The organism is Streptomyces sp. DSM 40868, assembly GCF_011820545.1.
In the GTDB taxonomy this organism is placed as follows: domain Bacteria; phylum Actinomycetota; class Actinomycetes; order Streptomycetales; family Streptomycetaceae; genus Streptomyces; species Streptomyces eurythermus.
On record NZ_CP050504.1, the window covers coordinates 1026196 to 1042795 of the forward strand.

At 76.6% G+C, this 16600-nt stretch carries 3 protein-coding genes and 1 pseudogene; all 4 read right to left on the minus strand.

Annotated features, from left to right (window positions below):
* A pseudogene (locus HB370_RS41710) lies at window positions 1-960 on the minus strand (polyketide synthase); the annotation flags it as partial.
* Between the two features lies 1 nt (window position 961).
* Complete coding sequence (locus HB370_RS41335) at window positions 962-6187, minus strand: type I polyketide synthase (RefSeq protein ID WP_244405417.1); 5226 nt, start codon at window positions 6185-6187, stop codon at window positions 962-964.
* Between the two features lie 67 nt (window positions 6188-6254).
* Window positions 6255-11006 carry a type I polyketide synthase gene (locus HB370_RS04455; RefSeq protein ID WP_167512942.1) on the minus strand — a complete coding sequence of 1584 codons (4752 nt, stop codon included), beginning with the start codon at window positions 11004-11006 and terminating at the stop codon, window positions 6255-6257.
* The gene (locus HB370_RS04460; protein ID WP_030784755.1) at window positions 11006-16441 is read right to left on the minus strand and encodes a type I polyketide synthase; all 5436 of its coding nucleotides are present in this window, start codon (window positions 16439-16441) and stop codon (window positions 11006-11008) included. The genes HB370_RS04455 and HB370_RS04460 overlap by 1 nt, the downstream gene beginning before the upstream one ends.
* Window positions 16442-16600: the final 159 nt, after the last annotated feature.

The window sequence follows — 16600 nt, forward strand, 5'->3', positions numbered from 1 at the left end:
GGCGACACCGGCGGCGGCCTGGGTGTGCCCGATGTTCGACTTCACCGAGCCCAGCCACAACGGCTGTTCGCGGTCCTGGCCGTAGGTGGCCAGCAGCGCCTGCGCCTCGATCGGATCGCCCAGCGTCGTCCCCGTACCGTGCGCCTCGACCACGTCGACGTCGGCGGTGGTGAGGCGGGCGTTGTCCAGGGCCTCGCGGATGACGCGTTCCTGGGCGGGGCCGTTGGGGGCGGTGAGGCCGTTGGAGGCGCCGTCCTGGTTGACGGCGGTGCCGCGGACCAGGGCCAGTACCGGATGGCCGTTGCGGCGGGCGTCGGAGAGGCGTTCCACGACGAGGACGCCGACGCCCTCGCCCCACACCGTGCCGCCCGCCGCGTCGGCGAAGGCGCGGGTACGGGCGTCGGGGGCGAGCGCGCCCTGCCGGCTGAACTCGATGAACGTCTCCGGGGTGGCCATGACGGCGACACCGCCGACCAGCGCCAGGCTGGACTCCCCCTGCCGGAGCGACTGGGCGGCCAGGTGCAGCGCCACCAGGGACGAGGAGCACGCGGTGTCGACGGACAGGGAGGGGCCCTCCAGGCCCAGGGTGTACGCGACGCGGCCGGAGATGATGCTGCCGGAGCCGAAGCTGCCGAAGTAGTCGTGGTACTGGACGCCGGCGAACACGCCGGTGCGGCTGCCCTTGAGGGTGTGCGGGTCGATGCCGGCGCTCTCCAGCGCCTCCCAGGACGTCTCCAGCAGCAGCCGCTGCTGGGGGTCCATGACGAGGGCCTCCTTGGGGCTGATGCCGAAGAAGGAGGCGTCGAAGTCGCCCGCGTCGTGCAGGAAGCCGCCCTCGCCGACGTAGGAGGTGTCGGGGCGGCTGCGGGTGGGGTCGACGATCCGGTCCACGTCCCAGCCGCGGTCGGCGGGGAAGGCGGTGATGGCGTCGGTGCCGTCGGCGACGAGACGCCACAGGTCCTCAGGGGTGCGTACGTCGCCCGGGTAGCGGCAGGCGAGGCCGACGATCGCCAGCGGCTCGCCGGCGTGGGCGGCGCGGTTGCGCCGGGCGCCGCGGGCCGCGGCCGGGGCGTCGCCGACCAGGGTGCCGAGGTGGGCGGCGAGCGCGTCGGGCGAGGGGTGGTCGAAGACCAGGGTGGCGCTCAGCCGCCGGCCCAGTTCGGCGGAGAGGGAGTTGCGCAGTTCGATGGCGGCGAGCGAGTCGAAGCCGAGGTCCTTGAAGGCCCGGTCGGTCTCCACCCCGCCCGGGTCGGCGTGCCCGAGGACGGCGGCGACATGGGCGCGGACCGTGTGCAGCAGCGCCTCGGCGCGCTCCTCGGCGCCCAGGGCGGCCAGCCAGATCGGCGAGGCCGGCGCCGGTGCCCTCGGCGGCGGCTTCCCGGCGCACCGGGCGGCCCGCGAGGGCGCGGAAGACGGGCACGAGGCCGGGGCCCTGGGCGCGCAGCGCGGGCAGGGAGAGCCGTACCGGTGCCAGGGCGGGGCGGCCCGCGCGCAGGGCGCGGTCGAACAGCGCGGTGCCTTCCCCGGCGGACAGGGCGGTCATGCCGCCGCGGGTCATCCGGGCCCGGTCGGCCTCGTCGAGGGTGCCGGTCATGCCGCCGGCCGGTGCCCAGGGGCCCCAGGCCAGCGACAGGGCCGGGGCGCCGTGGGCGTGGCGGTGCGCGGCGAGGGCGTCCAGGAGGGCGTTGGCGGCGGCGTAGTTGCCCTGGCCGGGGGCGCCGACGGTGCCGGCGACGGAGGAGAACAGCACCAACTGGACGTTGTCGCCGGTCAGTTCGTGGAGGTGGAGGGCGCCGAGGGCCTTCGGTGCGAGGACGGTGTCGAGGCGTTCGGGGGTGAGGGCGGAGACCACGCCGTCGTCCAGGACGCCGGCGGCGTGCACGACCGCGGTGAGGGGGTGGTCGGCGGGCAGGCCGGCCAGGACGGCGGCGAGCCGGTCCCGGTCGGCGACGTCGCAGGCGTGGGCGGTCGCGGTGGCGCCGAGGGCGGCCAGTTCGGCGATCAGGTCGTCGGCGGTGCCGGAGCGGCTGAGCAGCGCGAGGTGCCGTACGCCGTGCGCGGTGACCAGATGGCGGGCGAGGACCCGGCCGAGGCCGCCGGTGGCGCCGGTCAGCAGGACGGTGCCCTCGGGGTCGAAGGTGAAGTCGGCTGCGCCGGCGGGGAGTTCGGCGCGGGTCAGACGGGCGGCGCGGGCGGTGTCCGCGCGCACGGCGAGCTGGGGTTCGCCGGTGGCGAGGGCGCCGGGCAGGACGGCGGCGGCGTCCGCGCCGGGTTCGAGGTCGAGCAGGGTGAACCGGTCGGGGTGCTCGGACTGCGCGGACCGCACCAGGCCCCATACGGCGGCGCCGGCCAGGTCGGGCACGTCCTCGCCGGCGACGCTCACCGCGCCCCGGGTGACCACGGCGAGCGGGCGGGCGTCGTCGTCCTGGAGGGCGGCGAGCGCGGTGCGCAGGGCCTGGCGGACGGCGTCGGGGGTGGACCCGGGGGCGCTGTGCAGCACCCGGTGGCCGGGGTCGGGGGCGTCGGTGTCCAGGGGCAGCGGCTGCCAGTCGAGGGTGAACAGGGCGTCGGCGGCGGGGTCGTGATCGGCGAGGTGGGTGAGCGGGCGGGAGGTCAGCGAGGCGACCGTGGCGACGGGGGCGCCGTCGGCGTCGGCCAGGTCGACGGCGAAGGCGTGGTCGCCGACGGGCGTGAGCCGGGCGCGCAGCACCGAGGCGCCGGTGGCGTGCAGGGTGACGCCCGCGAACGCGAACGGCAGCCGGGCGGTGTCGTCGGCGGTTCCGTCGCCGAGCAGGGCGAGGGAGTGCAGGGCGGCGTCGAACGCGGCCGGGTGCAGGCCGAAGCGGGGCGCGTCGGCGGCGGGCCGCTCGGGCAGCCGTACCTCGGCGAACACTTCCCCGTCGCGCCGCCAGGCGGCCGTCAGCGCCCGGAAGACGGGCCCGTACTCCAGTCCGGCGGCGGCGTGCCGCTCGTACAGGCCGCCGGTGTCGAGCGCTTCGGCGTCCTCGGGGGGCCAGTCGTCCAGGCGGGCGCCCGGGGCGGCGGGGCCGGCGGTGAGGAGGCCGGAGGCGTGCGCGGTCCACGGGGCGTCGGCGGGCAGGCTCTCGGCGCGGGCGTACACGTGCACCGTACGGGCGCCGGAGGCGTCGGGCGCGCCGACGGCGACCTGGACCCGTACCCCGTCGTCCGGGGGCAGCACCAGCGGGGTCTCCAGGGCGAGTTCGTCCAGGTGGGCGCAGCCGACCTGGTCGCCGGCGCGGACGGCGAGCTCGACCATGGCGGTGCCGGGGACGACGATCCGGCCGGCGACGACGTGGTCGGCGAGCCAGGAATGGGTGCGCGCCGACAGCCGGCCGGTGAGCACGGCGCCGTCGGTGTCGGCGAGGACGGTGGCGGCGCCGAGCAGCGGGTGGTCGGCGGAGTCGAGTCCGGCGGAGCCGACGTCGCCGGCGGTGGCGGTGGTCTCGGGCCAGAACCGTTCGCGCTGGAAGGCGGTGGTGGGCAGGTCGACGGTGCGGGCGCCGGTGAACAGCGCGGTCCAGTCCACGGCGGCGCCGCCGGTGTACAGCCGCGCGACGGCGGTGAGCAGGGTCTCGGTCTCGTCGCGGTCGCGGCGGGAAGCGGCGGCCAGGACGGCGTCGGCACCGGCGTCGGTACCGGTACCGGTCTCGTCGGCGGTCAGGCAGTCGCGGGCCATGGCGGTCAGCACGGCGTCCGGGCCGACTTCGAGGTAGCGGGTGACGCCCTCGGCGGCGAGGGCGCGGATGCCGTCGTGGAAGCGGACCGCCTCGCGCACGTGCCGTACCCAGTAGTCGGGGGAGGCGATGTCCTGGGTGGCGAGCGCGCCGGTGACGTTGGAGACGACGGGGAGGGTGGCCCGGTGGTAGGTCAGGGACTCGGCGACCGTCCGGAAGCCGTCCAGCATCGGTTCCATCAGGGGCGAGTGGAAGGCGTGCGAGACCGTCAGCCGGCGGCTCTTGCCGAAGCGGGCGGCCACCGCCTCGGCCTCGGCGGCGTCGCCGGAGATCACCACGGAGCGGGGGCCGTTGACGGCGGCGATGCCGACCCGGCCGGTGAGCAGCGGGCGGACCTCCTCCTCGGTGGCGCGTACGGCGATCATCGCGCCGCCCTCGGGCAGCGCCTGCATGAGCCGGCCGCGCGCGGCCACCAGCGTGGTCGCGTCCCTCAGGTCCAGGACGCCCGCCACGTGGGCGGCGGCGATCTCGCCGACGGAGTGCCCGGCCAGGTAGTCGGGGGTGATCCCCCAGGACTCCAGCAGCCGGTACAGGGCGACTTCGAAGGCGAACAGCGCGGTCTGGGTGCGGGCGGTACGGTGCAGCGGCCCGGGGTCGTCGCCGAGGACGAGGTCGCGCAGCTCGTCGTCGCCGGTGAGCGCGCAGATCTCGTCGAAGGCGCGGGCGAAGACCGGGAACCGCGCGTGCAGTTCGCGGCCCATGCCGGCGCGCTGGGCGCCCTGGCCGGTGAACAGGAAGGCGGTCTGCCCCTTGCGGACCCGGCCCGAGGCGGCGCCCCGGCCGCCCTCGGCCACGCCGGTCAGGGCGGCCAGCAACTCGTCGCGGCCGGCGCCGAGGACCACGGCCCGGTACGGGTGGGCGGTGCGGGTGGCGGCCAGGGAGTGCGCCACGTCCACCGGGTCCAGGTAGCCGACGGCGGCGGCGAGCCGGGCGGCCTGTTCGCGCAGGGCGCGTTCGGTGCGGCCGGAGACCACCCAGGGCACCAGCGGCGGCGCCGTACGCGCCTCCGCCTGCCCCGGTCCCCCAGCGGTCCCGGCTTCCCCGGCTTCCTCGGCGGGGGCCTCCTCCAGGATGGTGTGCGCGTTGGTGCCGCTGGCGCCGAAGGAGGACACGGCGGCCCGGCGGGGGCGGCCGGGGTCGGTCCAGGGCCGGTTGTCGGTCAGCAGCCGGATGTCGCCCTGTGCCCAGTCGACCTTGGTGGAGGGCTGCTCGGCGTGCAGCGTCCGGGGCAGGACCCGGTGCCGCATCGCCATGACCGCCTTGATGATGCCGGCGACGCCGGCCGCGGCCTGGGTGTGCCCGATGTTGGACTTCACCGAGCCCAGCCACAGCGGCTGTTCGCGGCCCTGTCCGTAGGTGGCGAGCAGTGCCTGGGCCTCGATGGGGTCGCCGAGGGTGGTGCCGGTGCCGTGCGCCTCCAGCAGGTCCACGTCGGCCGGGCCGAGGTCCGCGGAGGCCAGGGCGGCACGGATGACGCGCTGCTGGGACGGGCCGTTGGGGGCGGTCAGGCCGTTGGAGGCGCCGTCCTGGTTGACGGCGGAGCCGCGGACCACGGCCAGTACCTCGTGACCGTTGCGACGGGCGTCGGAGAGCCGCTCCAGCACCAGCATGCCGGCGCCCTCGCTCCAGCCGGTGCCGTCGGCGGTGTCCGCGAAGGACTTGCAGCGGCCGTCGGCGGCGAGGCCGCGCTGCCGGCTGAAGGCGATGAAGTTGCCCGGGGTGGACATCACGGTGGCGCCGCCCGCCAGGGCGAGGGTGCACTCCTTGTTGCGCAGCGCCTGCACGGCGAGGTGCACCGCGACGAGCGCCGAGGAGCAGGCGGTGTCGATGGTGACGGCCGGGCCCTCCAGGCCGAGGGTGTAGGAGATGCGGCCGGAGATGACGGCGGCCAGCACGCCGGTGCCGAGCGCGGCCTCGCTGTCGTCGGGCATCCGGGCCAGCAGGTCCTTGTAGTCCTGGCCGTTGGTGCCGGCGAACACCCCGACGCGGGCGCCGTGCACCGCGTCGGGGGCGATCCGGGCGCGTTCCAGGGCCTCCCAGGACACCTCCAGCAGCAGCCGCTGCTGGGGGTCCATGGCGAGCGCCTCGCGGGGGCTGATGCCGAAGAAGTCCGGCTCGAACCCGGCCGCGTCGGTGAGGAACCCGCCGCGGGTGACGTAGCTCTTGCCGGTGGCGTCCGGGTCGGGGTCGTACAGCGCGTCGAGGTCCCAGCCCCGGTCGTCGGGGAAGTCGCCGATGGCGTCGGTGCCGTCGTGGACGAGTCGCCAGAACTCCTCCGGGGTGGTCACGCCGCCGGGGAAGCGGCAGCTCATCCCGACGATGGCGATGGGTTCCCGGTCCTGGGTCTCCGCCTCGCGCAGCCGCCGGCGGGTCTGGGCCAGGTCGGCGGAGACCCGCTTGAGGTAGGAGAGCAGCTTTTCGTCGTTGGTCATCGGGTGTCGCCACTCCTGTGCGAAGAGGGGGACCGCGGTGCGGCCGGGGTGTCGTGGGAGGGTCGCCTCAGGCCGAGCCGAGTTCGTTGTCGATGAACGCGAAGACGTCGTCGGCGGTGGCGTCCTCGAGCCGTCCGGCGACGGCGACGGCCTCCTCCTGGCCGAGGGCCTGGTCCAGGTCGCCGAGCAGCGACCGCAGGCGGCCGGCGATCCGGCCCTGTTCGATGTCCTCGGCGCTCAGGCCGCCGAGCCGGGCGGCGATCCGGTCGAGGTCGGCGAGGACGGAGTCCACGGAGGAGGTGCCCGCGCCGGCGAGTTCGGTGCCCAGGTGCTGGGCGAGGGCGGCGGGCGTGGCGTAGTCGAAGATGAGCGTGGCGGGCAGCGGCACCCCGGCGGCGGCGCTGATCCGGTTGCGCAGGTCGACGGAGGTGAGGGAGTCGAAGCCGAGGTCGCGGAAGGCGGTGCTCGGCTCGACGGCGCCGGCGTCGCCGTAGCCGAGGACGGCGGCGGCCTGGCCGCAGACCAGCTCCCGCAGGGCGCGGTCGCGTTCGCCGCCGGTGAGGCCGGCGAGTTTCGCCGCGAAGTCGTCGGCGGCGCCCGCCTGTTCGGGTCCGCCGGTGGCGGGGCGGGCCCCGGGCAGCGTGGACAGCAGGGGGCTGGGCCGGGTCGCGGTGAAGGCGGGCGCGAACACCGCCCAGTCGACGTCGGCGACGGTGACGGTGGTGTCGCCGCCGGCCAGGGCGCGGTGCAGCGCGGTGAGCGCGCGGGCGGGGTCGAGGAGGGACATGCCCATGGCGCGGGCGGCGGAGCGGACGGTGCCGTGGGCGGCCATGCCGTCGCCGCCCCACGGTCCCCAGGCGATCGAGGTGGCGGGCAGTCCGGCGGCGCGGCGGTGTTCGGCGAGGGCGTCGAGGTAGGCGTTGGCGGCGGCGTAGTTGGCCTGGCCTGCGCCGCCGACGGTGGCGGTCAGGGAGGAGAACAGCACGAATGCCGACAGGTCCCGGTCCGCGGTGAGTTCGTGCAGGTGGCGGGCGGCGTCGGCCTTCGGGGCGAGGACCCTGTCGAAGCGCTCGGGGGTGAGGGCGTCCAGGACGCCGTCGTCGAGGACGCCGGCCAGGTGCAGCACGGCGGTGAGGGGGTGTTCGGCCGGTACGGAGTCCAGCAGGGCGGCCACGGCCCGGCGGTCGGTGAGGTCGCAGGCGGTGAGGGTGACCCGGGTGCCGGCGTCGGTGAGTTCGCGGACCAGGTCGGCGGCGCCGGGGGCGTCCATGCCGCGGCGGGAGGTCAGCAGCAGGTGGTCGGCGCCGTCGGCGGCGAGCCGGCGGGCGACGGCGCTGCCGACGGCGCCGGTGGCCCCGGTGACCAGCACGGTGCCGGACGGGGTCCAGGGGGCGCCCGTACGGGCGGGGGCGGGCTCCAGGCGCCGGCCGTAGGCGCCGGTCTCCCGCAGCACGACCTGGTCCTCGCCGCGGGGGTCGCCGAGCAGGGCGGCCAGCCGGGCGAGGGTGTCCGGGCCGGGTTCGGCGGGCAGGTCGGCCAGTCCGCCCCAGCGTTCGGGGTGTTCCAGGGCGGCGACCCGGCCGAGGCCCCACACCGGGGCCTGGTCGAGGCCGGTGACGGCGGCGGCCGGGCCGTGCGCGACGGCGTCGCGGGTGACGCACCACAGCGGGGCGGTGACGTCCGCGTCCCCGAGGGCCTGGACGAGGGCGGCGGTGGCGGCCGGCGCGGACGCGGGCGCCAGCAGGGACAGCACCCCGTCGGCGCCGTCCCGCCCGTGGAGCAGCGCGGCGAGTTCGGTGCGGCCGGCCGTGGCGGGCACGGTGAGGGTGTCGAGGGCGAGGCCCCGTTCGGTGAGCCCGGTCAGGACGGTGGTGGTCCACGGGTCGTCGGCGGCGGGCACGACGGCGAGCCAGCGGCCGCCGCGCGCCGGGGTGGCGGCGGGGGCCAGCGGCTCCCAGGCGACGCGGTACCGCCAGCCGTCGGCCGCGGCGTCGGTCTGCCGCCGCTCGTGCCAGGCGGCGAGGGCCGGTACGACGGCGGCGACGGAGGTCTCGTCGGCGACGCCGAGGGTGGCGGCCACGGCGGTGACGTCCTGGTCGCGGACCAGGTCCCAGAACGGGTCGGCGGCGTCGCCCGCGCGGGCCGCCGCCGAGCGTTCGGCCTGGAGGATGGGGGCGTCCTCCCAGTGCCGGTCGCGGCGGAAGGGGTAGGTGGGCAGGTCGACCTTGCGGCCCCCGGGGAACAGCGCCGTCCAGTCGGGGCCGGTGCCGGTCACGTGCAGCCGGCAGACGGCGTCGAGGAGGGCGGCGTCCTCGGCGCGGTCGCGGCGCTGGGCGGCGATGACGACGGGCGCGGTGTCCTGGGCCAGGTTGCTGAGGACCGCGTCGGGGCCGACCTCCAGGAAACGGGTGGCGCCCTCGGCGGCCAGGGTGGTGACCCCGTCGTGGAAGCGGACGGCCTCACGGACGTGCCGGACCCAGTACTCGGGCGAGGTCAGTCGGTCGGCGAGGCGGCCGGTGACGTTGGAGACGACCGGCAGGGCGGGCTCCCGGAAGGTCAGCTGCGCCAGGACCTCGCGGAACTCCTCCAGCATGGGGTCCATGCGGTGGGAGTGGAAGGCGTGCGACACCTTCAGCCGGGTGGACTTCTCCACCCGGGCGGCGACGGCGAGTACGGCGTCCTCGTCGCCGGAGACCACCACCGCGCGCGGGCCGTTGACGGCGGCGATGCCGACGCCGTCGGTGAGCAGCGCGGCGACCTCGGCCTCGGTGGCGAGCAGGGACACCATCGCGCCGCCGGCGGGCAGTTGCTGCATGAGCCGGCCGCGGGCGGCGACCAGGGCGACGGCGTCCTTCAGGTCCAGCACGCCGGCGACGTGCGCGGCGACGACCTCGCCGACGGAGTGCCCGGCGAGCAGGTCCGGGCGGATGCCCCAGTGCTCCAGCAGCCGGTACAGGGCGGTTTCGAAGGCGAACAGGGCGGCCTGGGTGTACACGGTCCGGTGCAGCGGCGCGGGGTCGGTGTCCTGGTCCCACATCACCTCGCGCAGCGGCCGGTCCAGGTGGGTGTCGAACGCGGCGCAGATCTCGTCGAGGGCGGCGGCGAACACCGGGAACCCGGCGTACAGGGTGCGGCCCATGCCGGGCCGCTGGGAGCCCTGCCCGGAGAACAGCACGGCGAGCCGGCCGGGTTCGGGGGCCGCCTCGGCGGGCCGGCTGCCGTCGGCGACGGCGCGCAGGCCGGCCAGCAGCTCGTCCCGGTCGCGGCCGGTGACGGCGGCCCGGTGGGTGAACACGGTGCGGGTGGTGGCCAGCGAGTGGCCGACGTCGTACGGGTCGAGGCCGCCGGCCGCGGCGAGCAGCCGCTCCGCCTGCCGGCGCACGGCGTCGGGGCCCTTGCCGGACAGCACCCAGGGGATCACGGGCAGCGCGGTCCGCTCGGGGGCGTCCTGTTCGGTGGCGGCGGGCGGCGCCTCCTCCAGGATGGTGTGGGCGTTGGTGCCGGAGATGCCGAAGGAGGACACGCCGGCCCGGCGCGGGCGGCCGTCGGGGGTGTCCCAGGGGCGGGCCTCGGTGAGCAGCCGGACGTCTCCGGCGCTCCAGTCGACGGCGGTGGAGGGCTTCTCGACGTGCAGGGTGCGGGGCAGGGTGCCGTGGCGCATCGCCATGACCATCTTGATGACGGCCCCGACCCCGGCCGCGGCCTGCGGGTGGCCCATGTTGGACTTCAGGGAGCCGAGCCACACCGGCCGGTTGTCCGGCCGGTCCTGCCCGTAGGCGGCGATGACGGCCTGAGCCTCGATGGGGTCGCCGAGGGTGGTGCCGGTGCCGTGCGCCTCGACCGCGTCGATGTGGTGCGGGGCGAGCCGGGCGTCGGCGAGGGCCTGCCGGATGACGCGGATCTGCGCCGGGCCGCTGGGCGCGGTCAGGCCGTTGGAGGCGCCGTCCTGGTTGACGGCCGAGCCGCGCACGACGGCGAGCACCTCGTGGCCGTTGCGCAGCGCGTCGGACAGCCGCTCCACCAGCAGCATGCCGGCGCCCTCGGCCCAGGCGGCGCCGGCGGCGTCGTCGGAGAAGGAGTGGCAGCGGCCGTCGGGGGAGAGCGCGCGGCGCTCGCTGAACTCGATGAACATCTCGGGGCTGGCCATGACGGCGGCGCCGCCCGCCAGCGCCAGGGAGCACTCGCCCTTGCGCAGCGACTGGATGGCCTGGTGCAGCGCCACCAGGGAGGAGGAGCAGGCGGTGTCCATGGTGACCGCCGGGCCCTCCAGGCCCAGGGTGTAGGCGATGCGGCCGGAGACGATGCTGCCGGAGATGGTGCCGCCGAGGTAGTCGTGGTGCATCAGGCCGACGAAGACGCCGGTCGGGGTGCCCTTGACGGTGGTGGGGTCGATGCCGGCCCGTTCGAACGCCTCCCAGGTGACCTCCAGCAGCAGCCGCTGCTGCGGGTCGGTGCCGGGCGCGTCCTTGGGGCTGATGCCGAAGAAGGCGGGGTCGCACTCGGCGGCGTCGTGCAGGAAGCCGCCGTGGCGGACGTAGGTCTTGCCGGGGGCGCCGGGTTCGGGGTCGTAGATCGCCTCGGTGTCCCAGCCCCGGTCGGTGGGGAAGTCGGTGACGACGTCGATGCCCTCGTCGACGATCCGCCACAGGTCCTCGGGGGTGCGCACACCGCCCGGGTAGCGGCAGCCCATGCCGATGATGGCGACGGGCTCGCGCTCGCGGTCCTCCAGCTCCCGTACGCGGCGGCGGCTGCGCTCCAGCTCGGTCGTGGCCCGCTTGAGGTAGTCGCGGAGCTTGCCGGCCGTGGCCGAGTCTTCCATCACAGGGCTCCCAGTTCGTTGTCGATCCTGGCGAAGAGTTCCTCGTCGCTGGCGTCGCCGACGTCGGCCGGCGTCCCGGGCGCGGCAGGCCGGCCGTGGGTGTCCTGCCAGTCGCGCAGCAGCGCTTCGAGGCGGGCGGTGACCCGGGCGTGGCTGCCGTCCTGGTCGGGCAGGGCGTGCAACGTGGCTTCCAGGCGGTCCAGTTCGGCCAGCGCGGACCGGGCCCGGTCGGCGGGGCCGGGCACCAGCGCGGTCTTGAGGTGGGCGGCGAGGGTGGTGGGTGTGGGCTGGTCGAAGACGAGCGTGGCGGGCAGGGTGAGCCCGGTGGCGCCCGCGAGGAGGTTGCGCAGTTCGACGGCGGCGAGCGAGTCGAAGCCCATCTCCTGGAAGGCGCGCCCCGGTTCCACCGACTCGGGCGAGGGGTGCCCGAGCACGGCGGCGACATGGGTGCGCACCAGCTCCAGCAGGGCGCGGTCGCGGTCGGGGTCGGCCAGCGGGGCCAGCCGGTCGCGCCAGGAGCCCGCCGGGGTGGCGCCTTCGGTGCCGCGTCGCCGGGCGGGCCGGACCAGGCCGCGCAGCAGCGCGGGCACGCCGTCGGTCCGGGCGCGCAGCGCGGCGGCGTCCAGGCGTACGGGCACCAGTACGGCGTCCTCGCCGCCGGGGCCCGTGTCGAGGGCGCGCAGGCCCTGGGCGGGGGTCAGGGGCGGCAGGCCGAGCCGGCGCAGCCGTTCCAGGTCGGCGGCGTCGATGCCGGAGCTCATGCCGTCGGTGCCGGACCACAGGCCGTAGGCGAGGGAGACGGCGGGCAGGCCGAGCGAGCGGCGGTGGGCGGCGAGACCGTCGAGGAAGGTGTTGGCGGCCGCGTAGTTGGCCTGGCCGCCGCCGACCAGCAGTCCGGCGGCGGAGGACAGCAGCACGAACGCGGACAGGTCCTTCTCGCGGGTCAGTTCGTGCAGGTTCCAGGCGGCGTCCACCTTGGGCCGCAGCACCCGGTCCACCTGGCGGTCGTCCAGGCCGGCCAGGACGCCGTTGTCGACGACGCCGGCGGCGTGCACCACGGCCCGTACGTCGTGCTCGGCGAGCAGCGCGGCCAGTTGGTCCCGGTCGGCGGCGTCGCACCGGACGACGGTCACCTCGGCGCCCGAGTCGTGCAGCGCCTCGGCGAGTCCGGCGGCCCCGGGGGCGTCCAGGCCGCGCCGCCCGGCCAGCAGCAGGTGCCGTACGCCGTGCGCGGTGACCAGGTGACGGGCGATCAGCGCGCCGAGGCCGCCGGTGCCTCCGGTGATCAGAACGGTGCCGTCGGGGTCCCAGGCGGGCGGGCCACCGGGCTTGGCGCGGGCCAGCCGGGGCAGCCGCACCTCGCCGTCCCGCACCGCGATCTCCGGTTCCCCGGCGGCGAGCGCGCCGGCGAGGGCCGGTGCGGGGTCGGCGCTGCCGTCGCTGTCGACCAGCAGGAACCGCCCGGGGTGCTCGGCCTGTGCGGCGCGGACCAGCCCGTACAGGGCGGCGTGACCGAGGTCGCCGGCGCGCAGCAGCACGGCGAGCCGGCGCCCGGCGTACCGCTCGTCGGCGGGCCAGGAGCGCAGTACGTCCAGGACCTCGTGCACCCGCGCGCGCACCAGGGCGGGCAGGTCGGGTACGGCGTCGGGGGCGGGCGGTACGGCCAGCAGGACCAGGTCGGGGACGGGACCGGCGGCGGTGAGGGCGGCCAGATCGGGGTGGTGGGGGACGTCGGCGCCGATCAGGGGAGCACTGCCCGGACCGGCGCTCCCAGGGCCGGTGTCGTTGTCGCCGAGGCCGCACACGGCCGTCGCGGGCAGGGCCGGGGCCGTCGCGGCGGGCGCCGGGACGAGGTCCACCCGGTACAGCGGGTCGTCGCCGTCCCCGGCGAGCTGGTCGGCGGTGACGGGGCGGGCCACGAGGCCGCGCACGGTGGCGACGGGCGCGCCGGCGGCGTCGGCCAGGGTGAGGGCGACGGAGTCGGGGCCGGACGGGGTCAGGCGCAGGCGCAGGGTGTCGGTGCCCGGCGCGTGGAGGGTGACACCGGCCCAGGCGAACGGCAGGACCGCCTGGCCGTCGGGCAGGTCCAGCAGGTTGACGTGCAGGACGGCGTCCAGCAGGGCCGGGTGGATCCCGTATCCGGCGGCGGTGGCGCGGGCGCTGTCGGGCAGGGCCGCCTCGGCGAACAGCTCGTCCCCGCGCCGCCACATGGCGCGCAGGCCCTGGAAGACCTCGCCGTAGCCGTAGCCGGTGCGGGCCAGCGCGGGGTAGAGGCCGGCCAGGTCGACGGGTTCGGCGTCCGGGGGCGGCCAGTCGGTGAGCCGGGCCGGGTCCGTGCCGTCGGCGGAGGTGAGGACTCCGGCGGCGTGGCGGGTCCAGGGGGCGTCGGGGGTGTCGGCACGGCGGGACCAGATGGTCAGCTCCCGCTGTCCGTCCCGGTCGGGGCCGACGGCGGCCTGGACGGCGAGGGCGCCCTGCTCGGGCAGGATCAGCGGGGCGTGCAGGGTGAGTACGCCGACGGTGTCGCAGCCGGTGCGCTCCGCGGCCTGGAGCGCCAGTTCCACGAAGGCGGTGCCGGGCAGCAGCACGGTGCCGTGCACGGCGTGGTCGGCGAGCCATGGGTGCGTGGCGCGGGAGAGCCGTCCGGTCAGGACCGCTCCCCCGCTGTCGGGCAGGTCGGTCGCGGCGGTCAGCAGGGGGTGGCCGGTGGCGCTCTGCCCGAGGCCGCCGGCGTCGCCGCTGCCGCCGGTGCCGGCGTCCAGCCAGAGGCGGCTGCGCTGGAAGGCGTAGGTGGGCAGGGTGGTGGGCCGGGCGTGGTGCGGGGCGAAGAAGGCCGCCCAGTCGACGTCGGTGCCGGCCGCGTGCAGCCGGGCCACGGCCGTGACCAGGTCGTGTTCCTCGTCGCCGGCCCGGCGCAGGGCGGCGATGGTCACGCTGTCCTCGGGGACGCAGTCGGCGGCGAGCGCGGTGAGGGCGGCGTCCGGGCCGACTTCGAGGAACGTCCGCACGCCCAGGTCGTGCAGGGTGGTCAGGGCGGGGGCGAAGCGGACGGTGCGGCGGACGTGGTCGACCCAGTAGCCGGGGGTGGCAAGGTGCGCGGGGTCGGCGAGGGCGCCGGTGAGCGTGGACACGAGGGGGATGCGGGGCTCGGCGTAGGAGCAGCGGGCGGCGGCCTCGGCGAAGCCGGCGAGCATCGGCTCCATCAGCGGCGAGTGGAAGGCGTGCGAGACGGTCAGCCGCTTTCCGCCGCCGAAGCGGGCGGCGAGGGCGGTCACGGCGTCCTCGGCGCCGGAGATCACCACCGAGCGCGGGCCGTTGACGGCGGCGAGGCCCACCGTCGCGTCCAGGTGGGGGGTGATCTCCTCCTCGGTGGCGCGCAGCGCGGCCATGGCGCCGCCCTCGGGCAGGGCCGCCATCAGGGTGCCGCGGGCGAGGACGAGCCGCACGGCGTCGGGCAGGGAGAGCACCCCGGCGGCGTGGGCGGCGGCGATCTCGCCGACGGAGTGCCCGGCCAGGTAGTCGGGGGTGACGCCCCAGGACTCCAGGAGGCGGTAGAGGGCCACTTCGGTGGCGAAGAGGGCGAGTTGGGCGTAGTCGGTGCGGTTCAGCGGGCCGGTGTCGTCGTCGAGCACGTCGGCGAGCGGCCGGTCCAGGTGCGGGTCGGCGAGGGCGCACACCGCGTCGAAGGTCTCGGCGTACACCGGGAAGGCGCGGTGCAGGGCGCGGCCCATGCCGGTGCGCTGGGCCCCCTGCCCGGTGAACAGGAACGCGGTCCGGCCGCCGGTCCGGGTGAGCGGTGTGGCGGCGGTGAGCGCGGCGAGCAGTTCGGCGGTGTCCCGGCCGACGGCGACGGCACCGTGTTCGTGGCGGGCGCGGGTGGTGGCGAGCGACAGTCCGAGGTCGGCCGGGCGGGCGCCGGGGTGGGTGCCGAGGTGGTCGCGCAGCCGGGCGATCTGCGCGGTGAGGGCCTGGGGGGTGCGGCCGGAGACGATCCAGGGCACGCAACCGCCCTCCCGGGCGGGCGAGTCGGGTGTGTCCTGGTCCGGTTCGGGGTCGGCGGGTGCCTCTTCCAGGACGACGTGGGCGTTGGTGCCGCTGATGCCGAAGGAGGAGACGGCGGCGCGGCGGGGCCGTCCGGTGGCGGGCCAGGGGCGCCGTCCCAGGGCCAGTTCGACGGCTCCGGCGCTCCAGTCCACCTGATCGGTGGGCGCGTCGACGTGGAGGGTGGGCGGGACCTCGCCGTACCGCATGGCCAGCACCATCTTGATGACGCCCGCGACGCCCGCGGCGGCCTGGGTGTGCCCGAGGTTGGACTTGACCGAGCCGAGCAGCAGCGGCCGGTCGCGGTCCTGGCCGTAGGTGGCGAGCAGCGCCTGGGCCTCGATGGGGTCGCCGAGGGCGGTGCCGGTCCCGTGTGCCTCGACCACGTCGACGTCGGCGGGGGTGAGCCCGGCGCCGGCCAGGGCCTGCCGGATGACCCGCTGCTGGGAGGGGCCGTTGGGCGCGGTCAGCCGGCTGCTGGCGCCGTCGGAGTTGACCGCGCTGCCCCGGATGACGGCGAGCACCGGGTGGCCGTTGCGGCGGGCGTCGGCGAGCCGTTCCAGCAGCAGCATGCCCGCGCCCTCGCCCCAGCCGGTGCCGTCGGCCGCGGCGGCGAACGCCTTGCAGCGGCCGTCGGGGGCGAGCCCGCGCTGCCGGCTGAAGTCGACGAAGGTCTCCGGGGTGGACATCACGGTGACCCCGCCGGCCAGGGCGAGGGAGCACTCGTCGGACTGCAGCGCCCGTACCGCCCAGTGCAGGGCGACCAGGGAGGAGGAGCAGGCGGTGTCGACGGTGACGACGGGCCCTTCGAGTCCGAAGGTGTAGGCGACGCGGCCGGAGGCGATGCTGGCGGCGCTGCCGTTGGCCAGGTAGCCGTCGAGGTCGTCGGGGACGGAATCGAGGCGGGTGGCGTAGTCGTTGTACATGACGCCGGCGAACACACCGGTGCGGCTGCCGCGCAGGGACGCGGGGACGATGCCGGCCCGTTCGAAGGCCTCGTGGGAGGTCTCCAGCAGCAGCCGCTGCTGCGGGTCCATGGCGAGGGCCTCGCGGGGGCTGATGCCGAAGAAGCCGGGGTCGAAGTCGGCGGCGTCGTGCAGGAATCCGCCGGTGCGGGCGTAGGTCTTGCCGGGCCGGGCCGGGTCGGGGTCGTACAGGGCGTCGACGTCCCAGCCGCGGTCGGTGGGGAAGCCGGTCACCGCGTCGGTGCCGGTCGCGACGAGGTCCCACAGTTCCTCGGGGGTGGTGACGCCGCCGGGGTAACGGCAGCCGATGCCGACGACGGCGACCGGGCCGTGTGCGCGTCGCTCGTTCTCGCGCAGCCGTCGCCGCGCCTCGCGCAGGTCCGCCGTCGTCCGCCTGAGGTAGTCGAGCAGTTGCTCTTCGTTGTTCACCAGCGCGCCATCCGATCGGGATCGAAGTGAGGGCCTGGGCCGTGCGGATCGCCTCCGGACGGTTGCCGGTCCGCTTCCCCTTTCGATTTCGGAGGCTAGGCAGGGGGTGGTGACGCACGACACCCCTAGGGCCCCCAGGGGCCCCTGCGACGGCTAAGG